This window comes from Brachybacterium sp. (genome assembly GCF_052095815.1).
GTDB lineage: Bacteria > Actinomycetota > Actinomycetes > Actinomycetales > Dermabacteraceae > Brachybacterium.
On sequence record NZ_JBQDLF010000027.1, the window covers coordinates 31,080 to 56,379 of the forward strand.

The 25,300-nt window shown below is 65.7% G+C and carries 20 protein-coding genes; 14 read left to right on the forward strand and 6 right to left on the reverse strand.

Annotated elements, in window-relative coordinates:
• Positions 1–313: 313 nt before the first annotated feature.
• Complete coding sequence (locus ACTH43_RS11555; protein ID WP_441445049.1) at positions 314–1,132, forward strand: helix-turn-helix domain-containing protein; 819 nt, start codon at positions 314–316, stop codon at positions 1,130–1,132.
• 128 nt (positions 1,133–1,260) lie between these two features.
• Here the strand turns inward: ACTH43_RS11555 and ACTH43_RS11560 are convergent, their stop codons facing one another.
• Genes ACTH43_RS11560 through ACTH43_RS11570 form a run of 3 tightly spaced genes read right to left on the reverse strand, consistent with a single transcriptional unit; the run spans position 1,261 to position 2,938 of the window.
• The gene (locus tag ACTH43_RS11560) at positions 1,261–1,836 is read right to left on the reverse strand and encodes a signal peptidase I (protein ID WP_441445050.1); all 576 of its coding nucleotides are present in this window, start codon (positions 1,834–1,836) and stop codon (positions 1,261–1,263) included.
• The gene (locus ACTH43_RS11565; RefSeq protein WP_441445051.1) at positions 1,788–2,744 is read right to left on the reverse strand and encodes a hypothetical protein; all 957 of its coding nucleotides are present in this window, start codon (positions 2,742–2,744) and stop codon (positions 1,788–1,790) included. Before ACTH43_RS11565 ends, ACTH43_RS11560 begins: the two co-directional genes overlap by 49 nt.
• Positions 2,744–2,938 (reverse strand): hypothetical protein, encoded by a 195-nt coding sequence (locus ACTH43_RS11570; RefSeq protein WP_441445052.1) that lies wholly within the window; start codon positions 2,936–2,938, stop codon positions 2,744–2,746. Before ACTH43_RS11570 ends, ACTH43_RS11565 begins: the two co-directional genes overlap by 1 nt.
• A gap of 96 nt (positions 2,939–3,034) precedes the next feature.
• On the opposite strand from ACTH43_RS11570, the gene ACTH43_RS11575 reads away from it, so the two are divergent.
• Positions 3,035–3,364, forward strand: coding sequence for a sensor histidine kinase (locus ACTH43_RS11575; RefSeq protein WP_441445053.1), 330 nt, complete (start codon positions 3,035–3,037; stop codon positions 3,362–3,364).
• A 52-nt stretch (positions 3,365–3,416) separates the two neighbouring features.
• Here the strand turns inward: ACTH43_RS11575 and ACTH43_RS11580 are convergent, their stop codons facing one another.
• A complete protein-coding gene (locus ACTH43_RS11580; protein ID WP_441445054.1) occupies positions 3,417–4,121 on the reverse strand; it encodes a FadR/GntR family transcriptional regulator in 705 nt (234 codons plus the stop codon).
• Positions 4,118–4,846, reverse strand: coding sequence for an SDR family oxidoreductase (locus ACTH43_RS11585; protein WP_441445055.1), 729 nt, complete (start codon positions 4,844–4,846; stop codon positions 4,118–4,120). Before ACTH43_RS11585 ends, ACTH43_RS11580 begins: the two co-directional genes overlap by 4 nt.
• Before the next feature lie 103 nt (positions 4,847–4,949).
• Between ACTH43_RS11585 and ACTH43_RS11590 the strand changes: the two genes are divergently transcribed.
• The 5 genes from ACTH43_RS11590 (at position 4,950) to ACTH43_RS11610 (ending at position 11,722) form a co-directional block, all read left to right on the forward strand.
• Positions 4,950–5,732 carry an SDR family NAD(P)-dependent oxidoreductase gene (locus tag ACTH43_RS11590; RefSeq protein ID WP_441445056.1) on the forward strand — a complete coding sequence of 261 codons (783 nt, stop codon included), beginning with the start codon at positions 4,950–4,952 and terminating at the stop codon, positions 5,730–5,732.
• A 147-nt stretch (positions 5,733–5,879) separates the two neighbouring features.
• Complete coding sequence (locus ACTH43_RS11595; protein WP_441445057.1) at positions 5,880–7,955, forward strand: acyltransferase family protein; 2,076 nt, start codon at positions 5,880–5,882, stop codon at positions 7,953–7,955.
• A gap of 104 nt (positions 7,956–8,059) precedes the next feature.
• A complete protein-coding gene (locus ACTH43_RS11600; RefSeq protein WP_441445058.1) occupies positions 8,060–8,518 on the forward strand; it encodes a hypothetical protein in 459 nt (152 codons plus the stop codon).
• Positions 8,519–8,775: 257 nt separating this feature from the next.
• Positions 8,776–11,181: an S-layer homology domain-containing protein gene (locus ACTH43_RS11605; RefSeq protein ID WP_441445059.1), complete on the forward strand. Its 2,406-nt coding sequence runs from the start codon at positions 8,776–8,778 to the stop codon at positions 11,179–11,181.
• 343 nt (positions 11,182–11,524) lie between these two features.
• Positions 11,525–11,722 carry a hypothetical protein gene (locus ACTH43_RS11610; protein ID WP_441445060.1) on the forward strand — a complete coding sequence of 66 codons (198 nt, stop codon included), beginning with the start codon at positions 11,525–11,527 and terminating at the stop codon, positions 11,720–11,722.
• 228 nt (positions 11,723–11,950) lie between these two features.
• On the opposite strand, the gene ACTH43_RS11615 is transcribed toward ACTH43_RS11610, so the two are convergent.
• Positions 11,951–12,835: a DUF6270 domain-containing protein gene (locus ACTH43_RS11615; protein ID WP_441445061.1), complete on the reverse strand. Its 885-nt coding sequence runs from the start codon at positions 12,833–12,835 to the stop codon at positions 11,951–11,953.
• 97 nt (positions 12,836–12,932) lie between these two features.
• Between ACTH43_RS11615 and ACTH43_RS11620 the strand changes: the two genes are divergently transcribed.
• The 7 genes from ACTH43_RS11620 (at position 12,933) to ACTH43_RS11650 (ending at position 24,719) form a co-directional block, all read left to right on the forward strand.
• Positions 12,933–14,858: a glycosyltransferase family protein gene (locus tag ACTH43_RS11620; RefSeq protein ID WP_441445062.1), complete on the forward strand. Its 1,926-nt coding sequence runs from the start codon at positions 12,933–12,935 to the stop codon at positions 14,856–14,858.
• Positions 14,859–14,861: 3 nt separating this feature from the next.
• Positions 14,862–16,535 (forward strand): hypothetical protein, encoded by a 1,674-nt coding sequence (locus ACTH43_RS11625; RefSeq protein WP_441445063.1) that lies wholly within the window; start codon positions 14,862–14,864, stop codon positions 16,533–16,535.
• A 191-nt stretch (positions 16,536–16,726) separates the two neighbouring features.
• Complete coding sequence (gene wecC, locus ACTH43_RS11630) at positions 16,727–17,980, forward strand: UDP-N-acetyl-D-mannosamine dehydrogenase (protein ID WP_441445064.1); 1,254 nt, start codon at positions 16,727–16,729, stop codon at positions 17,978–17,980.
• A complete protein-coding gene (locus ACTH43_RS11635; protein WP_441445065.1) occupies positions 17,977–20,115 on the forward strand; it encodes a glycosyltransferase in 2,139 nt (712 codons plus the stop codon). The genes wecC and ACTH43_RS11635 overlap by 4 nt, the downstream gene beginning before the upstream one ends.
• A 171-nt stretch (positions 20,116–20,286) precedes the next feature.
• On the forward strand, positions 20,287–21,876 hold the full coding sequence (locus ACTH43_RS11640; protein WP_441445066.1) for a hypothetical protein: 1,590 nt from the start codon (positions 20,287–20,289) through the stop codon (positions 21,874–21,876).
• Positions 21,877–21,925: 49 nt separating this feature from the next.
• Positions 21,926–23,428 (forward strand): hypothetical protein, encoded by a 1,503-nt coding sequence (locus tag ACTH43_RS11645; RefSeq protein ID WP_441445067.1) that lies wholly within the window; start codon positions 21,926–21,928, stop codon positions 23,426–23,428.
• Between the two features lie 127 nt (positions 23,429–23,555).
• Positions 23,556–24,719: an ATP-grasp domain-containing protein gene (locus ACTH43_RS11650; protein WP_441445068.1), complete on the forward strand. Its 1,164-nt coding sequence runs from the start codon at positions 23,556–23,558 to the stop codon at positions 24,717–24,719.
• Positions 24,720–25,300 lie beyond the last annotated feature (581 nt).

Consider the following 25,300-nt stretch of genomic DNA (forward strand, 5'->3'; position numbering starts at 1 on the left):
CCCCCCCCCCCCCCCCCCCGGCCCCCCCCCCCGGGCGCGGGGGGGGGGGGGGGCGTTTTGTGGCGGGTGCTGTCTCTTCTGCCCCCCCCCAAAACACCCCCCCCCCCCCGACAGTTACCATGCTCGAACACGTCGCGCAGGCTCGTCATTCGGCCACCCGATTCTCTCTGCTCGGTTGTCCAGCTCGCGCAGCTCGGCCGTCCGGCTCGCACAGTTCAACCGTCCGGCTCGCGCAGCTCGACTGTCCGGCTCGCGCAGACCGACCACTTAGCTCGCAGCGACGCACCGTTCGCACCAAGGGGGCAGCACGCCGATGGATGCCTCAAGAATCCTGCTCGACGCTCGCGAACAGCTCGGAATCTCCCGTGCGGAAGCCGCACGGCTGTGCGGGATCAGCCCGTCCACCGTCGGGCGAATCGAGAAGGGCGAAATCGACCCCACCTGGGGGACGCTGAGTCGCATTCTGGAAGCGTCGGGGTTTCAGATCTGCGGAGAGCGCATCACTCCGACCGGGGACGCCACCGCCTCCGTCGCTGCCCGTCTCGTACTCGATCACGTGCTGAGCCATACCGGCGCGGGCCCGCCGGACTGCGCTGCACTCTCGTCGCTGAGCGGTCCGGAGGAGCTGAAGGTGTGGTGGGACCGGTGGCGCCGCGCGGGATGGCTCTCCGACGCGGCAACGACCACGGACATCAGCACGGTGGTCCGCATCGGTGCTCGGATCTCCAGGCAGGGACGTCGCACCATGCCTCACCTCTTCGTTGACCACGGGCGCCACTGGCGGGAACTCGCGCTGCGGATCGATGAGGCTGGTTTCGACTACGCCGTCTCCGACATCGCCGCTGCCCTCGAGAGCCCTGGTGCCGGACTCATGGAGGTCCCCCGAATCTATGTGGCCGATCCCGCGCTGATCGCCTCGATGCTGAACCTGCGAGAGTCCCCACCCGAAAGAGGCCTACCTCTAGTCGCGGCCGAATGGCCAGAGCTGGACCATCTCGTGGTGGGCCACGCTATCCGATTCACCTCTCTCGGTCAGGCCCTCATGGATGGTCTGGCCGGTACGGAGAGCGAGCAGCGAAGGGCCGAGCGCTGGGTCTTCAAGCTCCTGGTCGAGGCCTTCCCCCTCAGATGACCTTCCTCCTCAGGTGAGCTGAGCAGGTTCGACCGGCCGCCGTTCTGCTTCCACGGCCGACGGCCATGACCCCCGCAGCCTGACCAACCAGTCCCTCAGCCGCTAGATACACGCCCCCTTCGGGCCTGTTAATGCCCGTCGTCGCGCTCAGCCGCTGCAGCCACCCCCACAGCATCTCGTTCCTGACGTCGCTCTCGCACCTTCTCCCGTACTCCGGTCCCGAACGTCCACGCGGCGTAGACGAACAGCGCTCCGGCGAGCGCGGGGATCGCCCAGGAGCGGGTCTGGCCGTCCACAGCCTGGTTGACCCAGCCGAGGTAGGGCACGGCATTCCAGACGGTGCCGCGCACCTGCGCCGGCCGCACCGGCTCGGGGTCAGGGGTGTTGTTGGCATCGCCCTGGGTGGTGAAGCAGACTTCGCCGTCGGCGCTGTCGATGCTGCGCTCGATGACGCGGTGGGTGACGACGGCGGACCGTCCGGATTCGAGCTGGAAGGTGATCACGTCCCCCACCTCGATCTCCTCGATGGGGGTGGGCTTGATGACCACCAGGGTGCCGGGCGGCAGGTGGGGGCGCATGGACCCGGTGAGCACCGACAGCGGCATCCCGCCGACGAGGGCGGGCAGCACGATGGTGAGCACGCCGAGACCGAGGATCAGCAGGAGCACGCCGGCGCTGAGACCGGAGAGGATCGTGCTGAGCACGCCGGCGGCGCGACGGGGACGGCGGGTGGTAATGGCGTCTCCTGGTGGGGCCTACGGGAGAGGAACAGCAGCAGTGCGCCGAGGAGAAGCAGCGCCGTTCCGGCAGCGAGCTTCCCGGCCGCGGAGCTGCCGGTGATCGCGAGGAGCTCTGGATCCGAGCTCCGTGGGCGAGGATCCGCCGGAGGGAGCCGCTCCTCGGACTGGGGAGCGGTGCGGTGAGGGTCCTCGAAGGACCCCGGGCCCTCGGTGCCGAGGACCGGGATGATCCGCCCAGGAGCTGCCGCCCCGCCACCGGTGCCGTCGGGGCCGTCGCCGGCGGGGCTGGAGCCGTGGGAGCCGTCGCCTGCGGTGCCGGGCCCGGGCACGCCCTCCCCGGCGACGAGAGCATCGGTGAAGGTGATGGCCAGGTCGAGGCCGATGGCGCTGTTCTGCGACGTCGTGCCGGTCGCGTGCGCGTCGAGGTCGATGGTCAGGGTCATCGTGACGGCCTCGCCGGGCTCGAGATGGATGGGAGCGCCGACGCGGGTGTTCTCGTCCAGATCGGCGAAACGGGTGCGGGGAAGGCCACCGGTGACGGCTGCGTCCCAGTGCCCGCCGGTGACCTCGAGCTGGACACCGAAGGATGTCGCGGCATCGCGATCGGAGGCGGTGACGTCCTGCAGCGCGAGCTCCAGCACGCCGACGGTCGGCGCGGTGCTGCGGAGGTGCAGCCGGCTCGCCGTCGCCTCACCGGGCACCAGCACGATGTCGCCCTCGAAGAGGGCATCGGGCAGCGCTCGGCTCCAGGTGACGCCGTCGACGGAGACCTCGAGGTGGTCGCCGGACGCATATCCGGCCGGGGCGAGGCCGAGAGCCAGCAGAATCGTGATCACCGCCGCGGCCGCACGACGGGCGACGCGGCCGGCCATCACCTCCACCCGCAGTAGACGGAGTTCTGCAGGAGCAGGCGGCCGTCGATGTGGATCTTTCCGGTGGCGGCGGAGGTCCACTCCTCGGAGCCAGGGGTCTTCTTCTCGACGATGATCCGAGCGTTCATCGTCTGCGAGAGGGACAGCCCGGCCCCGATCTTGACGAGCTCGTCATCGGCGATCTGAGTGCTCACCGTCTTCCCGTTCACTTGGAAGGTGGTCTTGCTGCGGGGGATGTCGATGATCGTGTCTCCGTGCTGTAGGTAGGCACGATATTCGCCCGCTCCCGGGTGGGGAACCTGCTCTCCAACGCGCTGAAGTACACCCCGCGCGGCGGCACCGTGCGGGTGCACACCTGTGTGCACAACAACCATGCGGAGCTGAACATCATCGACTCCGGGATCGGGATGTCCGACCAGGAGCAGACGAACCTGTTCACCGACTTCTACCGCACCGAGACCACCCGTCACAGCGACATCCCCGGTCACGGGATCGGCTTGTCCCTGACCCGGCGACTCGTGATCGCCCACGGCGGACAGATCAGCGTGCACTCACGACCCGGCAGCGGCTCCACCTTCACGATCCGGTTCGCGCTGGAGGATGCGACCGGGACCAGGTAACCGTTCCGCGGGACACGGTGGTGAAGCTGTGGCTGCGCGTGGAGCACTCGCGTCACGGGTGGGTTCGCTCGATGATCTCCCGCATCGCGGCCTCGGCGGCGGCTGGCTCCCCGGCGGCGACGGCGCGGGCGACCTCGAGATGCAGCGCGAGATCGTGCGCTTCCGGTGGCAGGCCAGCGCGTTCGCGCAGGGCACGGTCACGCAGCCCTTCCTCGATCACGGCACCGAGGCGGATGAACATGGCGTTGCCGGAGAGGCTGAGCACGGCGGTGTGCAGGGCACGGTCGGCCGCGAGGAACTCAGCAGGGTCCGAAGCCGAGGCGGCTGCCTGCACCATGACAGCAGCCTGCTCGAGAGCAAGCAGCGCTTCCCGCCCGGCGAGTGCCGCGACAGGCCGCTCCCCCACCGCGCGGGCGGCGTCGGCAGCGGCGGCGGGTTCGATCGCGAGGCGCAGGGCGCGCAGTTCCGTGAGCTGTGCGGCGGGGTCGGGGCCGGCCAGCCGCCAGCGCACCACCTGCGCATCGAGGGTGTCCCAGTGCTCCGGGGCGAGCACTCGCAATCCGACGCGTCGGCCGGCGGAGAGCATGCCGAGGGAGGTGAGCACGCGGGTCACCTCTCGCACCACGGATCGGGAGGCCCCGGTGCGCACGACGAGGCCGTCGACGGTATCGGCGTGCCCGGCAGGCAGCTCACCGTCCACAATCTCCCGGCCCAGCTGGTCCAGGGCCCTCGCGAACGCGGTGACGCGGGCGGTCATGCCGAGGAGACGGGTGAAATGACCAGCTCATCGATCCGCACATGGGAAGGTGCCTCGAGCACGAACTGCACCGAGCGGGCGATGTCTTCCGGGGTGAGCATGACGGCCCGCGCGGCGGCGTCCGGCACTTCGGGGCGCTGCTGGAGGAAGTCGGTGGCGACATCGCCGGGACACAGGTGGCAGGCACGCACCCCATGGATCGCTTCCTGCTGATTGAGCGAGCGGAGCAGGGAGGAGATGGCTGTCTTGCTGGCCGAGTAGGCCACTCCCGCGCCCGGCTGGAACGTCCAGCCGGCGTAGGAGGAGATCGCGACGACCACACCGCGGCTCTCACGCAGGGCGGGCAGGGCGGCGTCGAGGGTGGCGGCGACCGCGGTCAGATTGGTGGCGACGATGGCCTCGAACTCGCCCAGGTCCTGGTCGTCCCAGCGGCGCTGCGGAGTGTTCAGCCCGGCGGCGAGCACGAGTGCATCGAGCCGCCCGAAGTGCATGGTGACGATTTCGGCGGCGGCGGTGATCGCGGCTCGGTCCTGCACGTCCAGGGGGACGACGAGCGCGGTTCCGCCCGCAGCGGTGATCTCGCCGGCGACGGACTCGAGCGCGTCGCGTCGGCGGCCGCTGAGGGCGACGGCCCAGCCGTCGGCCGCGGCGGTAAGCGCGCTCGCGCGGCCCATGCCGCTGCCGCCGCCGGTGATCCAGACGGTGCGGAGGGTGGTGGCGGCCATGAAGGTCCTTTCGCCGACGGTGCGATACGTGCGCCGCAATAGTATGCTTTTTCAGATCCTGCCGTCACAGCCGACGGTGGTGCGAGCGCGGAGAGGACAGGCGATGGAGCTGGACCTGCGGAACAAGACAGTGATCGTGACGGGCGCGGCCCGGGGCATCGGCGCGGTGATCGCGCAGCGCTTCGCCGCCGAAGGGGCCCGCGTGACCGCCTTCGACCTCGCCTTCCCGGAGGTCCCGTCACCAGAAGGCGACGAACATGCCTCCGCGCATCCGGTCGAGCAGGTGGTGTGCAACGTGACGGACCCGGACTCCGTCCGCACCGCCGTGGACGAGGTCGCGCGCCGTCACGGCGGCATCGATGTGCTGGTCAACAACGCGGGCATCAACATGCTGGGGACAGTGGCGGAGCTCGAATGGGAGCAGTGGCGGACCTGCTTCGACGTGAACGTGGGTGGGGTGTTCCTCATGAGCCAGGCCGTGGCCGAGCACATGAAGCGCGCCGGGAGCGGCCGGATCATCAACGCCGCATCCTTCGCCGCGATCGTCCCCAGCGTCGGCAGCGCCGCCTACGCGGCGTCGAAGTCCGCGGTGGTGCAGCTGAGCCGGGTGCTCGCCTCGGAGCTGGGGCCCTGGGACATCACCGTGAACGCCTACGCCCCCGGCATGGTCCCCACGGCCATGAACGGCTTCGCCGAGATGCCCACTGAGGCGCAGGACCGCCTGCTGGACACTCTCTCGCTGCGCCGCTGGGAGAGCCCGGACGACGTCGCGAATCTGCTGATCTTCCTGGCCAGCGACCAGGCCTCCTACCTCACCGGCGCTCTGCTGGACATCTCCGGCGGCAAGCTCGCCACCCAGATCCCGGCCGTCGCGCACGGGCGGTGAGCGGCGGGCGGATCAGCCCTTCGTGGCACCGGCGGTGAGGCCGGAGACGATGAAGCAGGCGGGATAGCTCACCGAGCGCAAGCGCCTGACTGCACATCCGTAACCGTTTCGTTATCCTCTTCGGTGCCGTCCACCTCGAGGAGATTCGTGACCGCCCCTGCCGCGAGCACCTCGCGCATCACTGCCGCATCCGCCGCCCCCGCCCCGAAGCCCGGCTTCCGCCCCGACATCCAGGGCCTGCGGGCCATGGCGGTGATGCTCGTGCTGCTCTACCACTCCGGGGTTTCCGCGCTCTCGGGCGGGTTCGTGGGCGTGGACGTGTTCTTCGTGATCTCTGGCTTCCTGATCACCACCCACCTGCTGGAGTCCCTGCAGCGGGACGGCCGGATCCGCTTCGGCGCCTTCTACGCGAAGCGCGCCCGACGGATCCTGCCGGCCGCGCTGCTGGTCGCGGTGCTCTCCGTGGTCGCGGCGTGGATCTGGATATCGCCGCTGCTGATGCAGGAGGTGCTCCGGGATGCGGCGGCGACCGCGCTGTATGTGCCGAACCTCCACTTCGCGCAGGAGGGCACGGACTACCTCGCCGAGACCACTCCGTCGGTGTTCCAGCACTACTGGTCCCTCGGCATCGAGGAGCAGTTCTATCTGTTCTGGCCCCTGCTGCTGGCGGCAGGGTTCTGGCTGTGCCGGCGCAGCGAGCGCCGGCTGATGTTCCTCGCCGCAGTGCTCACCGCGGTGTCCTTCCTGGCCTGCGTGCTGCTGATGAGCGTCTCCCAGCCGTGGACCTTCTTCTCCCTGCCCACGAGGGCGTGGGAGCTCGGGGTGGGCGCACTGGTCGCCTTCACGCTGCGGTCCGGCGCGCGATCCGGGGCGCGGTGGCTGCACGATGCGCGCACCGGATGGCTGGCCTGGGTGGGCCTGGCGGGGCTCGCGGCCGTGGCGCTCAGCTTCGATGAGGGCACCCCGTTCCCGGGCTGGACCGCGGCGCTGCCGGTGCTCGCCACGGCGGCTCTGATCATCGGCGGTGCCGCCCCCGGACAGCTCAATGCCACGCGCCTGCTGGGGCTCCGGCCAATGCAGTTCGTGGGCGCGATCTCCTATTCGCTGTATCTGGTGCACTGGCCGCTGCAGGTGATCCCGCAGGCCGCCGTGTTCGCGGAGGAGCCGCTGCCGCTCGCGGTGCGGCTGGGCCTCGGCGCGCTGGCGGTGCCGCTGGCCTGGCTGCTGCATCGATATGTGGAGCGCCCCGTGATCCGTTGGCCGGCGCTGCGGGCGAGGCCCGCCTGGTTGACGGGCGCGGTCGCGGCGGCGGCCTCGCTCGCGGTGGTCGCCACCTCGGCCGGCGTCTCCCGGATCGTTCCGCAGCAGGCGGTCTCCTCCGAGCGCACGGCGGCGCCGGAGCAGCAGGAGCTGGACCCGGCCGGGACGGACTTCGTCCCGGCGAACCTCTCCCCCACTCTCGACGCGGTCGCCGCGGATAACCCGTCCGTCTATGACGAGGGCTGCCACCGCGACGAGGAGAACTCCGATCCGAGCGGCTGCCGGATCGGTGAGGAGGCGGAGGCGCCGCTGGTGTTCCTGCTCGGGGACTCGCACGCCGCCAGCTGGTTCCCGGCGCTCGAGCAGCTCGCGAGCGAGGGGAAGATCCGCCTGGACAGCAACACCAAGAACTCCTGCCTGCCGCTGGAGACCGAGCAGCAGTTCCTGAACCGGCCGTACGACTCCTGCGCCCAGTGGCGCCAGGGGGTGCTCGAGCGGATCGACGAGGAGCAGCCGGACCTCGTGATCCTCGCCGGTTTCACCAACCGCGAGCGGATCCTGCCCCAGGAGGGGGCCGACGTCGATGCCCAGTGGCACGACGGCCTCGCCAAGACCCTGGAGAAGATCGACGGTCCCGAGGTGGCGGTGATGCGGGACGTCCCCACCCAGCAGAAGGCGCCGAACCACTGCCTGGCGAAGAACCCCGAGGCCGCGGACCGCTGCGCCACCCCGCGCACCGCCGCGTTCGACGAGCCGCTGGTCACCGCGGAGGCGGGCGCGGTCGCTGAATCAGGCACCGACGCGACCTACGTGGACCTCACCCGGTACTTCTGCAACGACCGCACCTGCCCGGAGATCATCGGGGACACCGCGGTATTCCGCGACCACCACCACCTCACCCAGACCTTCAGCCGGCAGCTGTCCGAGCCGCTGTGGCAGCAGCTCGAGCCGCTGCTGGCCTGAACCCTTCGCTATCGTTTCAGTACGGCGCGCAGCAGATCGCGTCCCTCGACCGCACGCGCGGCCACCCCTGAGCCCGCACCCTGCGAACAGAAGGAGCGCACCCCATGGCCGGAAAGAAGCTGATCCTGAGCTCATCGAGAACGAGCACCGCGGTGAACGCCGCGAAGTGGGCGATTCCGCTGCTGGCGGCCGGGGCGCGCTGGCTCTCCTCGCATCCCGAGGTGTGGGAGGGGGTCAAGGAGCAGGCGGCGAGGTTGCAGCGCGCGACGACCAGCAAACCCGATGGCGTGCTCACCACCGTCGCAGTGCTGCGGGAGCAGGTCGACTATCTCGCAGAGTCGGCGGATGACGAGGGCGAGGTGCGCAGGGCGAAGGAGTGGGCGAAGCGGTTGGATAGCTGCGAGCGGGCGGCCCAGCTGCTGAAGGCGCCGGGCGCCACGAAGAAGGATCGCAGGACGCTCAAGACCAGCGTCGAGGCGCTGCGTTCGGAGATCTTCAGCGCCTATATCGAGGAGATGGGCGAGGACGCCGAGGAGGCAGAGGGTCGCAGCTCCGCAGGGTGACGCATTTCGGCTAAATCGGAGTAAACGGGCAGGTGGCGCCAGGAATCGGGCGCATTTCACACAACTGTCGCCCTGCAGTGACCCATGACCCTTCCGCAGGATCTGCCGGTCGATTACGGTGCTGAGTGTCCGGCGATGGCTCCGCTCCCGCCGGCATCCTCCTCTTGCTCGGGCGCTCCGCCCGACTCTCGAAATGATGCCCTTCTGTGCCTGCGTTCAGTGCTTCCCGACGTCCTCTCCCCCGGTCCGTGCGCGTGGTGGGCTGGACTGCCCTGGCGTTCGCCGGCCTGACCTTCACCGCCGGTATCGCCCACGCGGACGACGCCATCCCGGCCGCTCCCGCGGTCACCGCGAGCGCCGCACCGGCTCCGGCTCCGGCTCCGGCCGATGCTCAGCCCGCGCGGTCCGATGCGGTGAGCGCCCCCACCATCTCGCAGGAGACCCTGACCGAGCCGGCCGCCCCGGCGCGCAGCGAGAACGCGGACGCAGACGCCGTCGAGCAGCCTGCGGAGCAGTTCGCTGACCCAGCGGCAGAACCTGCCGAGCATCCCACCGGCGACACTGCGAAGGCGGCCGACGAGACCACCGAGGCAGAGCAGGCTCCTGCTCTGCCCGCCCCGGACACCTCCATCCCGGGCCCCTCCGCCCCTGACCTGTCCGGCGAGGAGCCCGAGCTCGGGCTCGAGACGGACCCGACCACAGGGGCTTCCTCCCCCGCCGCTGGCAAGGACACCGAGCAAGTTCCGTCGGAGCTGGAGGACGCACCGGGCCCCGAGACCGTCGAAGACATCGAGGGCACGGAGGGCATCGACGACGCCGAGGGCAGCGAAGGTGTCGAGAGCGGCGAGAGCGACGTCCTCGAGACCCTCACCGGTGAGGACACCGCACCGGGCACCGACCTGCCCGAGGGCACGGACATGCTTGCAGACGGCACCGCCCTCGAGGCACCGGCCGTCGCAGCAGAGCCGGCCACCCTCACTGCCTCGCCGATGACCCTGCGTGCCTCCGCGGCCATCGCACCGGCGTCGGTGAAGGTCGGTTTCAAGGACGTTCCGCGCGGGATGATGTACGCCGACGAGATTCTGTGGATGCAGCGTCAGGGCTACACCACCGGCTGGCCGGATGGCACCTACCGTCCGCTCGAGGACGTCAACCGTGATGCCTTCGTGGCGATGCTCTACCGCGTCCACGCGCCGACGAACTACGTGGCCCCTAAGCGCAGCCGCTTCGTGGATGTGCCCACGAGCAATATGTTCTACCGGGAGATCTCCTGGGCGGCGCAGACGGGCGTGACTAACGGTTGGGCCGACGGCACCTTCCGTCCGCTGGCCCCGATCGACCGTGACGCGGCGCTCGCGATGTTCTACCGCTCCTATGGCGGCGGCGTTCCGGCACCGGCCCGCTCCCCCTTCACCGACATCACCCCGCGCACCGAGCATTACGAGGCGATGTCCTGGGGCTTCGCGAACGGCGTGACCACCGGCTGGAATGACGGGACCTTCCGTCCCGGGGAGCAGATCCACCGCGACGCGATCGCCGTGATGATCCACCGGCTCGAGGTGCTGGGCACCGATTCCCAGCGCGGGCTCGCCAGCGGCCCCACCGGCACCCACTGGGCCTCGACCGGGGGGAAGTCGAAGATCGGCAACCCCACCGGTTACCAGTACCGCTACGGCGCGGGCCTCCGGCAGGACTTCCAGCGCGGCTCGGTGCTGTACTCCCCGTCGAAGAAGACCTCGGTGCTGCTGAACACCACCACCCGGGCGGTGTACGACGGCAAGGGCGGCCAGGCCGCGTTCGGGATGCCGATCACCCCGCAGCTCTCCTCCGCCGGCACCGTGGGCCTGCAGTTCGACCGCGGCGGGATCTTCACCACCGACGGGTTCACCTTCTCCGTCACCGGGACGATGTACAACTACTACCGCTCGCTCGGCGGCATGACCAGCTACCTGGGTGCTCCGATCGGGAACCAGCGCACCGGCAGCTCCGGTATCACCTACCAGTCCTTCAAGGGTGGCCAGCTGACCTCGTACATGTTCCGCGACACCCCGCCGCCCAGCACCCCGGCGGGGACGAAGATGCCCGCCTATCGCACCCTGTCCACCGGATCGCGCGGCGATGACGTGTACGCAGTCCAGGTCAAGGTGGGGGCCAAGGCCGACGGGGTGTTCGGGTCAGGGACCCGCGCCGCGGTGATGGCCTATCAGCGCACCCTTGGCCTGCCCGCCACGGGGATCGTGGACCAGCGCACCTGGTCGCGGATCATCTCGACCCCGAATCAGATCTTCGACGGCTCCAACGGCCGGCTCTCGGCCCGGGAGCAGACGATCATCGCCCCGAACTGGACCCTGCCCAACGCCGCCGCGGCCCCGTTCCTGGCCATGCAGCGTGCGTTCACGACGGACACCGGCCGCACCTTCCGGCTGAACGACGCCTACAGGCCGATCGATCGCCAGATCCTGATGCTGGTGCTCTACGGCCGGCCCCGCGCCGCCTACCCCGGCACCTCCCCGCACGGCCATGCGGATCGCGGAGCAGTGGACATCCAGGTCACGCGCGGCGATACCACCCACACCTGGCTGGTGAGGAATGCGAGCAAGTTCGGCTTCGGGCAGACGACCTGGCAGGCGAAGAACGAGCCGTGGCATTGGGAGCGGCGCTGAGGCGGGAGTGACGTTCTGTGGAAGCGCGACATCGCCGACAGGGTTTCGCGAGTTATGGCATCACCGTGATCAAGGGAATGCCGCACGGATCAGTTGGACTATCACCAATCGGACTGTTCGGGCGTGTGGGCCCGAGGGCCCCTGCACTGCTCCCCGACCACCACAAGCGACGAGTGGGATCGACGCACGACCAGCGGTGCCGCCCTTTGTCGTGCACGCTCGTCGGCAGCGGGCTGGGCGAGGCTCCAATGATCAGTACCGTCCGTTGACCCGGAAGAGCGCCTCCACCGCAGGTTACAGAGTCACCCACGACACCAGTACGAAGACGTCGATGGTCGGGATCATGGCGGTCAGCAACGCGGTGAGCTCCGCGGATCCCGCGGGGACCACGAACAGTGCCGCTTACCTGGCGGGCATCGGCAGCACCGACGAACGCTCGCTCGCTGCCGAATCGATGGTCTCGATCATCCCGATCGTGATCTTCTTCCTGATCCTGCAGCGGCAGATCATGGACGGGATGAAAGGGTCCGTGAAGGGGTGACGTAGTCGAGTAGCGGCGTCCGCATTCGGTCGACAGCGTCATGACTTCACGCACCGATGCCAAAACGCGCGCCACGTCATAACCCTGTGAGTCAGCTTCGATGGGTGGCGGACCAGCGGGGACTAGACCGCTGTCTCGTTCTACCGCAGTGCGCCCTGGACCTGGTAGAGCCCGGCTTCCAGATAGACGATGCAGAGCTGAGCGATCGCCAGGCACAGGCCGATGCAGTCAGCCCGCAGAATCCTCGCGCGCCGCTAGCAGCCGATCCACGATCTCCTCATACACGTCTTGCGTGTAGTGGAACGGGGCGAGGCCCCAGCGATGCTCGGGATCCGCCAGCACCTCGTCCTCGGCGAACTCCAAAATTGAGAAACCGAGCTCGCGGAGCTGGTTGTAGTACCGAGGGTACGTTTCATTCGCCTCTTGGGCGGTGGTGCCCATGCTTCCTGGCGTCTCCTGCCCATCGACCGTGGACCTCGCCCACGGCATCTGCAGTACGACCGTCCTTCCGAACAGGCCGATAGTTCGCAGATAATTGCGGAACTGTTCGGCACGTTCGGCCCACAGGGCGAAGTGCTCATCGGTCCCAAAAGCAATATGGCGAGTGCCCTCGACGGCGGCGAGCGCCTCGGGCACCGCGACCAGGTCGATACTGCGGGTCACTGCTGTCCCATCATCGAACACGTGCACACCATGACGCTCATCGGTGAGGTCCCACAGCAGGATGTCGGTTCTTCCCCGCGCTCCCTTGACGCGGTCCTTGACATCCCCGGCGAAGTCGGATGCCATCATGCGCCGCTGGAAGTTATGCGCGACCTGGGCCTCTGCGGGAAACTTCTCAGAGACGTCCTGGCCGGCGGAGAGGAGGGATTGGCGCGCGATGTAATCGACGACCGTGAACCTGCCGTGGCCAGCGAGATCCACGGAGTCCCGTGCTACGCAGCTGCCGTATACGGTGACTCGCACAGATGACTGCTCGTCTGATTGCTCGGCCACGATTCTCCTACTACCTCCGTCGATCGACCTATTTGCCTCGGGCCCGTCAGAGTACCCGCGTCGACTCTGTCGCCCCCACGGTTGCCGAAGACCTGTGGCGCTCGTGACAGCGTCCATCGACCGGCCGGCACCCGATGGTGACACCACTCTGCGAGGCAGGTCACCATGGGATCATGGAGCGCCCGATCTCCCGCTCCCCCGACCAGAGGTGCCTATGCCCGCGCAGTCCTTCTCGTCCCCCCTCCAGACCCTGCGCACGGGACTGTGGCATCTACGCACCGGCGGCTTCTCACAGCTGCGCACCTGGCAGCGACGCCGACGCACGGCGTCCTACGGCATCGGAGATGGAGTCGGCTCCTTCGACGGCGAAGGACACCTCTCCTTCCCTGCCGCGAAAACCCCTGAGCGCGCTCCACACCTCCCCGGCCTGCGCGTTGCGGTGATCCTTGACGACTTCTCGATGCTCGCATGGTCATACGAGTTCGAGACGGTCGCTGTGACACCCGGATCGTGGCGCGAACAGCTGGCCGAGAAGCCGGTGGATCTGTTGCTGGTGGAGTCCGCCTGGCACGGCAACAAGGATGCCTGGCAGTACCAGCTGACCGGCTCGAAGGCGCCCAGCGCGCCGCTGCGAGAGCTGGTCGCGCATTGCCGCGATCACGGCATCCCCACGGTGTTCTGGAATAAAGAGGATCCTCCGCACTTCGAGGACTTCTTAGACACCGCCAAGCTGTTCGACCAGGTCTTCACCACCGACGTCACGCTGCTTCCCCGCTACCGCGAGGAACTTGGGCACGACCGGATCGAGGTGCTGCCGTTCGCGGCGCAGTCCGCAGTGCACAACCCGATCCGGCCCAAACATGGCCACCAGGAGCGGGATGTCGCCTTCGCCGGCATGTACTTCGCGCACAAGTTCCCCGAGCGGCGCGAGCAGATGGACATGCTTCTCGGCGGGGCGCTGGATGCCTCGGGGACGATGGAAACAGGTCTGGAGATCTTCTCGAGGTTCCTGGGCGACGACGAGCGCTACCAGTTCCCCGGGAAGCTCGCCGATCGCGTGGTGGGCTCGCTGTCTTACGACCGGATGCTCACGGCGTACAAGGCATACAAGGTGTTCCTCAACGTGAACTCCGTGGTGACGAGCCCGTCGATGTGCGCCCGACGGATCTTCGAGATCAGCGCATCGGGCACGCCCGTGGTCTCGGCACCCTCTCCGGCGATCGAGGAATTCTTCACAGCCGAGGAGGTTCCGCAGGCCACCTCCCGCGAGGACGCCGCGCACGTGGTGCGCGCTCTCGTCCGCTCGCCCGAACTGCGAGATCGAACGGTGCATCTGGCACAGCGCAGGATCTGGCACGAGCACACCTACACCCATCGGGCCCGGCAGGTGCTGGACTCGGTGGATCTCGGCGAGCTGGCCGGCACCACCGGGTTGGTCGGCGGAGGCAGTCTGCCCGCAGTGAGCATCATGGCCGCCACCAATCGGCCCGAACAGCTTGATCATCTGGTGGATCAGGTGGCGCATCAGGCCGGGATGGAGCGGCAGCTGCTGCTGATCACCCATGGCTTCGAGGCGCCGACGGAGACAGCCGAACGCGCTCGGGACCTCGGTATCGAGAACGTCGTGGTCCTCGAGGCCCTGAGCAGCTGGAGCCTCGGCGCCTGCTTGAACGCAGCCGTCGAGCGGGCCGACGGGGCCGTGTGCGCAAAGATGGATGACGACGACCTTTACGGAGACTTCTATCTGCACGATCTGTTGCGCGCCCGCGAGTTCACCGGGGCGGAGGTGGTCGGCAAGCACGCCCACTACATGTACCTCGCCGGCACCAACGCCACGCTGCTGCGCTTCCCATGGATGGAGCACCGCTTCACCGACAGAGTGATGGGGCCGACCATCACCGCCGGCCGCGACGTCTTCCGAGCGCATCCCTTCGAAGACGTGAGCCGCGGCGAGGACACCGCGTTCCTCGAATCAGTGGGGCAGGCCGACGGGAGGATCTACTCCGCCGATCGGTTCAACTTCACCCAGATGCGCCACGGCGACGCAGGCGGGCACGCCTGGTCCGCGAGCGACCGTGAGCTGCTGGCCAGTGGCGATGTTGCCTGGTTCGGGCGCAACGACTCACAGATCATGGTCTGAGCGGTGACCCACCGCCGATGGTGGATGCTCGGCGCCGCCTCACTGGTAGTGGTGCTGATCGTCGTGGCAGGTCTGGTCACCCAGCGGTCAGCTCTCTTCACCTCCGGCGCGCCGCTTGAGGGCCCGAACTCCCCGACCTCCTCCGCGCCACCGCCTCCTCCCCCAGCATGGGAGTCGACGGCTCTGCCTGGCTACGATTCGGATCCGGGCCCGCTGACTCTCACCCCTCTCGAAGAGGCGACTGGCGAACCGGTCACGGTCTCGCTCGCCCTCGAGCCTGGTGCAGTCACCACCGGCGGCAACATCGGTTTGAGCTTCGATGCCACCGAGCTCGCGAACCCGATCTGGAACTCGGACGAATCGAATCTGACACTCACTCTCGACGAGCTCGACCGGCCGGTGCTTCGGTTCGGTGGCAACGGGGTGGACCGCCGCATGTGGTGGACCTCCACCGAAGAGCCAGCCCCCGACTGGGCTGAGGCCACCGTCACCCCCGCGGACCTCGATCGGGTCGCCGCTGTGGCGGACGAGGTCGACGCACAGGTCACGATCGCCCTGGATCTCGGACACGACGATCCCGAGCGCGCTGCCGACATGGCCTCCCATGCGCAACAGGCATTCGGTGACCGCCTGCTCGCCGTAGCGATCGGCAACGAGCCGAACGGGTACTTCCATCCGAATCAGCCCCAGCTCGCTGTACGCGGCGAGTCCTGGGATCCTGCGGCATACCAAGAGTCGCTGCGGGAGTACTCAGCGGCACTGGAAGAGAAAGCCCCAGGGCTTCCCATCGCCGGGCCCGGCGCCTACGACGCTCCCTGGTGGCGGGCGTTCACGGAATCGGGGATTCCCGAGCAACGGGCCCTGACGCTGCATTGGTACCCACTATGGGACTGCAACGGTCCGGCTTCCTCGATCGCCAATCCGACGGTCGAGGATCTGACCTCCCCCGCGCTCCGCGAACAGGCCCGTCACATCATCGGTATGGGGGCGGAGGTCGCCGCGGAGCACGATCTTCCGCTGTGGATCGAGGAGACCGGGCCTACGTCATGCCCAGGCACCAATGACACGTCCCGCACCCATGCCCAGGCTCTCTGGACCATCGACTACGTGTTGACGGCAGCAGAGCTCGGGGTCGAGCGCACGGCGTTTCATGCCACTCTTCAGGCCTGCCAAGGCGGGGCGCCGATGAGTCCGGTCTGTGCAACCGGCGATCTCGACGAGCCCGGACTGATCGTCACCGGACGGTCCAGCTATCTCGCGTTAATGCAGCTCGGGCATCTGCCGGACGGGCAGGTCCTCTCCCCCGCTGTGTCCGGGGACGGTTCGGTGATGGTCCACGGCGTGCTGGGCGATGACGGGTCGCTGGCTCTGATGCTCGTGGACATGCGCGATCCTGCAACCTCAGTTGCCGTCCCGCTGGAGATCAGTGCTCCGAGCGGACTACCTGCTGACGCACCTGACTCATGGACGCTCACGGAGGGAAGCCAGCTCTCCGGAAAGACGCTCGACGGTCAGGACAGCCAACTCACTGCACCAGCAGAGATGTCCAGTGACTTCGTGGGAGCTGGACTGGGCCAGGCAGACCCCCTCACGGTGACCAGCGCCCCCGGGACGGTGACTCTCCTGCACTTGGAGCAAGTGGACAGCTCGCCAGCCTCAGATGGCGGGGGTGCCTGATCAGCTGGGATGGGGAGTCGGGCCTGGACTCCACTGCCCAAGTCAAAGCCATACAGCATATGGACATATCGAACATAGTGGAACAAAAGCTGTTGCTCCCGCGACAACCGATGACACTTCTAATGCTCGACAACTGCACAGAAGATACTCTGGCCCGGACCTTCCCTCCCCCCACCTTCCAGGAGCGCTTGATGAGCCCGAACGTCCCCCTCGATACGGTCGGTGTCATCGGCCTCGGCTATATCGGCCTGCCCACCGCAGCCGTTCTGGCACAGGCCGGTAAGACCGTGATCGGCGTCGACGTCAAGCAGTCGAGTGTGGATGCGATCAACGCCGGCCAGGTCCCCTTCGTCGAAGACGGGCTCGAGTCCGTACTGGCCGGAGTCGTTGCGCAGGGCAAGCTGAGCGCGCAGCTCGAGACCCCGGAGGCCGACGCCTACATCGTCTCGGTCCCTACCCCGTTCAAGGGCGACCACGACGCTGATCTCTCTTACATCGAGGCCGCGGCACGCGGTATCGCCCCCAAGCTCAAGGGCGGCGAGCTCGTCGTTCTGGAGTCCACCGCTCCCCCCGGTGCGACCGAGCACATGGCGAAGGTCATCCTCGATGCACGTCCCGAGTTCACCGACGAGCCGAACCTCCCGAACTCCCTGTACTTCTCCCACGCCCCTGAGCGCGTGCTCCCGGGCCGCATCATGATCGAGATGGTCGAGAACGACCGCATCATCGGCGGCACCACCCGCGAGGCCGCGGAGCTGAACCGCGATCTGTACGCGAGCTTCTGCACCGGCGAGCTGCTCCTGACCGATGCGAAGACCGCCGAAATGGCGAAGCTGACCGAGAACGCCTTCCGCGATGTGAACATCGCCTTCGCGAACGAGCTGTCGATCATCGCGGATCGCCAGGGCATCGACGTGTGGGAGCTCATCGATCTCGCCAACCACCACCCCCGCGTGAACATCCTCCAGCCCGGCCCCGGCGTGGGCGGCCACTGCATCGCCGTGGACCCGTGGTTCATCGTCTCTGCTGAGCGTGAGCACTCCAACCTGATCCGCACGGCCCGCGAGGTGAACGACTCCAAGCCCGAGCTCGTGATCGAGAAGGTTCTCGAAAAGGCCGACAAGTTCAAGAGCCCGACGGTCGCCGCCCTCGGCATCGCCTTCAAGGCCAACATCGATGACCTGCGCGAGTCCCCCAGCCGCAACATTGCTGGCGCGCTCGCCGAGCGCCTCTCCCAAGGCACCGTACTGGTCGTGGAGCCGAACGTCGATAAGCTCCCCCGCGAACTCGCCGAGCGTGACAACGTGGAGCTCGTGGAGTTGGGCGCCGCCATCGAGCGTGCGGACATCGTGCTTCTGATGGTGGACCACGACCCCTTCAAGGCGATCGACCGTGAGCTCCTCAATGAGAAGATCGTCGTCGACACCAAGGGGTTGTGGCGATGACGCAGGCCAACAACTCCGGAACCGGCAAGTCCTGGTTCCGTGGCGGGAAGGCTTCGGAAAGTCGCATGCAGGCATCTCAGCAGGAGCAAACTGCCGCGATCGATGCAATCCTCGCGGAGCTGCGCCAGCTCGCTCAGGATGCCCCCGGAGCAGAGAAGGCCCTCCCTCGCTTCCGCGGAGCCGTCGCTGCGTCGGGCTTCGACACCAAGGTCCTGCTCGAATATGCGCGCTTCCTCGTCCGCATCTCTCGCGGCAGCACGGCCGAAGAGGTCCTCGCGCTGTCCCTTGCGCAAAACGGTGCCCAGGTCGACGCTCTCGAGCTCTATTTGGAGCTCGTACGAGAGCTGGAGCTTCCAACCGAGCGAAACGTATGGGCACTCGGTCGCCTCTCTGCAGATGTCAGCGCGCACCCGGCGGAGCACCGCGCAGCACTCGACTACGCCATTCCGCACCGGCTCGCCCCCGTTCTCGACACCATCAGCACCGCGGGCGACCCGGTCAGCCGCGCGATCGTGCAGATCAACCAGGCCTACCTCGACCAAGCTGTCTCCGACGAGGCGCTGACAGCGATCGGCTCAAGCGCCGGTATCGGCGAGAACGACCTCGTACGCGCTCACATCACCGTTGCTCTCGCGCGCGGGAATCGAGGGGTCGCCTCAGATCTCCTGAAGTCGGCAGATGCGAAGGCGGTGCCGCTCAATGCTCTGCGTCGCGCGATTCGCCGTGCCCGCTCGGCCGGCAAGCAGAAGCAGCTCGTCGAGTATCTGGAGCGATACCGAGCGCTGAAGCCGGAGGATGCGTGGGCGAAGCGGCTGCAAGCTGATGTCCAACGGAACGCGGTCAGCAACTATCAGCTGGGCAAGACGGGCTTTCCATTCCCGAAGATGAAGCAGACGCCCGCGTACGAAGCGCAGCCGGACCACGTCTTCTACCTGCTGCACAACTCGTTGCCGCACAACTCTGCTGGTTACGCCACGCGTACCCACGGCCTGCTTTCGGAGCTGAACCGTATCGGGTGGGACGTTGACGGGGTCACTCGCCTCGGTTACCCCTATGACATGCCGGGCAAGGCAGAACTGCCTGATGTCCCGATCCACGAAGTGGTGGGAAACGTCGACTATCGGCGCCTGCTCAAGGGCCGTGGCATTGAGAAGAAGAACCCACTATTCCACTACACCGAGCGTTACTCCGGTGCACTCACGGAGCTCGCCATGGAACAACGGCCCGCGATCATCCACGCGGCGTCGAACCATTGGAACGGTCTCACGGCGGTGAAGACTGCGCGCAAGCTCGGAATTCCGTCGATCTACGAAGTTCGGGGCCTCTGGGAGGTCACCCGAGGTTCTCGGAACCCCGAGTGGGCCAAGGGCAACATGTACAAGTACATCGCCCGCATGGAAGCAGATGCCGCGAAGGGCGCCACGCAGGTCTTCGCGATCACCGAGGCGCTCCGCGAGGAGCTCATCAACCGGGGTGTAAATGGAGAAAAGATCCGAGTGGTCCCGAATGGGGTCGACACTTCTCGCTTCACTCCGATCGCCCGGGACGAGGAACTCGCAACTCGACTCGGAGTAGCAGGCAAGACAGTCATCGGCTATGTCGGCTCGGTGCTGGACTATGAAGGTATCGAGCTGATCCTCGAGGCTGCAGAGGTGCTCAACCGTTCGCGCGAGGATTTCCACGTACTGATCGTCGGCGACGGTGCCGAGCTCGAACGATTCCAGAACCACGTCCAGGAGCACGAGCTCGAGCACGTGGTGACCTTCACCGGCCGCGTGCCGCACGAGGAAGTTGAGCGCTACTACTCGCTGGTGGACATCACCCCGTTCCCGCGGTTGCCTTTGCCGGTCTGCGAGATGGTCTCCCCGCTCAAGCCCTTCGAAGCGATGGCGATGGGCAAGGCTGTCATCGCCTCCGACGTCGCGGCCCTCAAGGAAATCGTCACACCGGGCGTGAACGGGTACCTTCACGAGAAGGGCAACGCTGAGTCCCTGATCGAGCAGCTCACGAAGCTGCTCAACGACCAGGAGCACACGAAACGAATCGGTGCGCAATCGCGTAAATGGGTAGAGACCCACCGCGACTGGACGCAGATCGCGAAGACTATCGCGGACGTGTACCGCGAACTAGCCTGAGGGCCGCGACCGAACGCGGGAGTCTCCGCGAGCTGTCAAGAAGCTATCCATCCGGTCACAGCAGCGAGCGGTCGACGAACATGACAGGCACGAACCCCTGGCTCCTGAGGGCCAGAACACCAGTGCACACAAGGACGTGAGGTTACATTGCTTTCACATTTCGAGCCCGTAGTGATCCACCGCGGATCAGACTTCACGGAATCCCAGTTCACCGGCTATGCATTCAGCAATGTCGATCTCATCATCGGCGCGCAGGGATATGAGGACTGGGCCCTCGAGAAAAAGAGTCAGCTGGCGCACCACGAGGACGGTTGCTACATCCTCGCCCGACCTTCACCTCGTGGCTACGAGATCGGCGCCGACTACAAGGGATACTGCAAGGTATACATCTACCGGCATCTGCACGAATGGGCGGTATCGAATTCATTCAGCAGTCTCGTGGAGTTCGCTCACTCCCAGGGCTGGCCTGTCACACTCAACGATCACGCGTTCTTGACGCACTCTTTCCCGGGCGCATTCTGGCAGCAGAGCTCAACCTTCGAGACCTCCGTTGCGGAGATAACCCTCCTTCCTCGGACCTATCTCATCGAGGTGACACGGGAAGGCGAGCTCTCCACCGCGCCGGCGTCCGTGCCTGGCGGCCCGGAAGCCTACGCAACGTACGCAAGGGCACTCTCGGATTTCCAGAGTCTCTGGGTCGGCCGGCTGGGCACGGCCGTCAGACACACATCAAACGTCGTCACCGCTGAGCTGACGGGTGGTCTGGACTCACGAGTCGTGCTGTCACTGCTCCTCAGCTTGCGTCAGCACTTCCCCACCTATTACTCCAACCAACTGTTCATGCGCTCGAATCCGACACAGATCGACGACCTCGAAGTGGCCACGAGGCTCTGCAAGGTATTTCGCCTGAACCTCAACAAGCCCGCCCCCCGAGGAAAGCATGGCGTCGGTGCATACGACCCCGTGACTCGTTGGTGGGAGACCTCCCTCGGGTCGTACACCCCCATCTACTTCGCCCCGAGGAGCAGCACAGTCGGCCACTTCACGGTCGGCGGTCATGGCGGCGAGGGACATAGGTCGTATTGGAGTATCGATTCTCCGCACGCGAAGCTGAAAGAGTTCGAGGACCGGTTCTCCGGTTCCTCCAGGTTCCGCGCGATGCGCGATGCGTTCGACCACACCCAGGACATCCTGGACGCCCAATACCCCGGTGTCCCGAAGACTGTCGCGCACTACAGGGAGTTCAGAGACCGCATACACAGCGGGCTCCATGCGCAGAACACGGTGCGGATGCAGCCGCTCTCTAGCAGAGCGAGCTACCAGGCGACGGACCTCTTGCCCGGTGATGCTCTGGAGCGTGGCCAGTTCCTCTACGACATCATCGGAAACTCCGCTCCCGGCCTCCTCCGCCAGCCCTTCGACAAGCCAGAGAAGAGGCCCGGCACGGACACTCTCCGGGATATGACCTACGCGAACCCGATGTACCCTATCCGGGGCTCGCTCTACGGCGCTGAACAGCGCGCAAGCACCACGACTCCGGCGTCTTTGCCCTCGTGGGAGCGCCTTCGAGGTGCGTACAACGTGGCCCTCGGCTCCGCGAAGCAGATGCCGCTCCCTCCGGGCACGATCAAGACCGCTGAAGAAGCGTGGCGGGCTATCACCGAGAACGGAAAGCTCTCACACCCGAAGCATTCCGTCGGCATTCAGCATGTCATCCTGAGCGGCCTCATCGACGGGACTCTCAGCCGGTCATCGCTCTGATCCGTCACCGCCGGGAGCTGTGCCACGCAGGCCCACACCAAGGAGAGACATGACCGCACCAGCACCTTTGCTCTACTCACGGGGCTTCCTCCTGACGAATGTCGAAGAATCACTCCTCGACAGCCTGGAGCACTACACGAAGAAGCAGGTAGGGACGAAAATTCTCTATCATGACGAAGTCACGCCTGTCGACATCCACGCGTCGCACGAGGGATGGCTTGCTCTCGTGGGGACGGTGCTTGAGACCACGCTGCAGCCGGGCAACCACCGAGCGGAGCCAGTCGCTTCACGACTCTGGCACTCCTTCCGCGACGGTGGACTGGACGCGTTGGAAGATGAGCTCTACGACCTCGGTGGTCGCTACGCAGTCCTCATCTCGAGCAGATCGGGCACGTGGGTCTATCACGATGCCGCAGGCACTCGAGCCGTCTATTACGACGTGGTGAGTGGCCTCGTCGGCTCCCACTTCGACATGCTCGCGCGGCTGTGCGCCGGCCGCCCGTCCCGCCCTCATCGCATCGACACGTTGCGTCTCGACCTGCGAAATCGGTTTACCGCTCATTCCGACATTCTGGCGCTACTCCCGAACCATCGCCTGGACTTGCAACGAACGATACAGGAACGATTCTTCCTCATTCATGCCAATCAAGCGAAGTCTGAAGACTTCGAAACCAAGCTTTCTGCAGTCATGGGATCCTGGGAATCACAATTGGCCCATGCTCTATACCAGTCCGACGAAGTCGGATTCTCCATGACCGGGGGCCAGGATTCTAGACTTCTCCTGGCGCTGGCGGGTAAATTTACGAACTCCCTCACCTCTTTCACCTATACGTACGCTGGAGCAGATTCCGGAGCACCGCCTCAGAGCAAGTGGGATGAGTCGATGAAGCTGGACTTCGACATCGTGAAGAGGCTGCAACCGTTCCTGCCGTCGAGACACACGTTCATCACAAAGCCTGAGAAGGGTCAGGGAGCCTGGAGGGCAGCCCACATTGCCACCCTTCGCAGAAATTCTGAAGGCGTACACGGGCAATGGCTTCTCTCTGACTACATGGCGCTCTTCAGTTCGCGAAGCTCGCTTCATTATCGCGGAAATCTGGTCGGGCTCGGCCGACTTATCTCCGCACAACCGCAATCATTGGGTGATCCCTACGGGAGGCTTCGAACTCTCGTGAAAAATCGAGCCAGCAAGAAGTCCGACCCTGCCTCGATAGCACTTAAAATCCATGACAGCTCGGAGGTGCACAAGCAATACGAAAGCGTTCATCCCGATTACGAGTTGACAGACGTCTGGTACTGGGAGAATCGCCTCGCTCGCTGGTACGCTCAATTATTGAACGAAACCGACGTCGCTTTCGAGACTTTCACGCCGTTCAATACTCGCAGAATTATTGACGCTTTCCTTTCCATGCATCCCGCAGACCGCAAAGAGGGCGTCATGCAGTGGGAGCTGATCTACCGAGGAAATCCTTACCTAACTTTTTTTGCTGCCAATGCACTCGATGATCTCTATCGGGACCATGTCTCGAGCGGGAGAGCACGGTCCGTGTAAACATGTACGCCAGAGTCTGAGATGATGCCCGCCCGAGACCCTTATCGGCGCACCTCAACTGGAATTGGCTCCTTGGACGGATGGCCCTGATCCGATTCTTCAAAATCCCACTTCACGAAGGGCTCTTATGGACGTCTCGCACCTCGACCACATCCTCGACAGGCTTCCCGACACTTCGGAGAACGTCTATGGCAAGGGCACGCTCACCAGCGTGATGAGTGGCTATATCGCGGCCGCAGATGAAGTTCGAGTTCCGTACCGCGTGGCCAAAGACAGTCGCGACCGTCGATACGTGCAGCTCCTGCGCAGGGACGGATCACACATGGCGGATATCGAGCCCGTGTTGCTACCCGGGTGCTCAGTGGCGACGAGGGCCATCTGCAACAACAAGATCTCTACGGCGACAATCCTCCAGCAGAAGGGCGTCCGCACCCCCTTCACTTCCGTCTACACTGCGGAAGACATCGACCGGGCGCTCGGGGAGGCCTTTCGTCACGCGCCGCAGGTGGTGATCAAGGCTCGCGCGCTTACGCTCGGCCGCGGAGTATTCCTCAACGTTACACGGGATAATTTTCGCGAACACTTCACTGCGTGCTTGAACGCGCAGAAGAAGACTCGTCAACCGGACGTCCTGGTCCAGGAAATGTTGCCGGGCTTCGAAATGCGAGTGACTGTCGTTGAAGGCGCGGTCGACAACGTTCTGGTACGCATCCCGGCTTACGTGGTCGGTAATGGAAGATCCACCATCAGTGCGCTGATCGATGCGAAAAATCTAAAGCGCTCGAAGTGCGCCTTCTTCGGCAAGAAGTTGATTGCAAGGGACCACAACCTTCGCTCATACATGCAGGCATACAGCCTAGAATTCTCACAGGTGCCAGAGCAGGGTGAGCGTGTGCTCCTCTCTTCGATCTCCAACGTGTCCTACGGCGGCGAGACGGCAATCGTCACCGACCTCGTGTCTGATGAGATCAAGGACATAGCGCTCCGCGCGGTGGCGGCGGTTCCCGGGCTGCGTACGGCAGGTGTCGATGTCATGGCTGAGAATTTCAACTCGTACTCGCCTGTGGTCATCGAGTTAAATTCCTTCCCCCACGCGAACCTGTCGATCTACCCCTATTTCGGATCGGGGACCAACCCGTTCACTCGATTCCTTCGCGCCGTTTACGCGGAGGACGCGCTGCTCCGCGGAGTGATAGACGAAATCGCGCCCGACGATCAACACTTCCTTACCAATTACCAGAAGTTCTATGCCCTGAAAGACCGCCTAGAGTTGGAAATGGTCGCGAGATAGGATCAAGGGCCAGTTGCCCGAGCAGTATGCTTAGGAGCGATCCGGACTGAATAGGTCACGCATTGACGAAATGAGCCGAATCAGGCAAGACGGAGTGCCAGTTCTGTGGGCGGAGTTTCTGCACCATCGATAGCAGCCGATAGAACTGCTGTCGTCATCTCTTTTGCTGGTGGATGATGACCCTCGGGCCCGTGGAACAATACGGGATGTACTGAATGCTGTGGGGGCAAACATTTCATAAACGGCTCAAAGTGCCCGTCCACATGGGTACGGTCGTTCAAGTTCTGTAAGTAGAAGACGCAGACGTCTCGAGGCTGCTTGTAAAGCCGCCTGAGATCCGTGACGGCCGGAATCTTCTTCACGAGGTTCACTCCCTCGAGACCCCACCCGAGCCTTGCATATCGACCCACGGCCCCCGCACTGTAGTTCGCAAGATCGGTCTGCGGGTTGACTGGCACGGCTATCGCCCCAGGGTAGTGGGCAGCAAAATAGAGTGCCGCAAATCCACCACCGGAAGCGCCGAACATTACGGGCTCTTCGCGGTTCGTGGTGAATGACCCTGCTGTGGCGGGTATTCACGC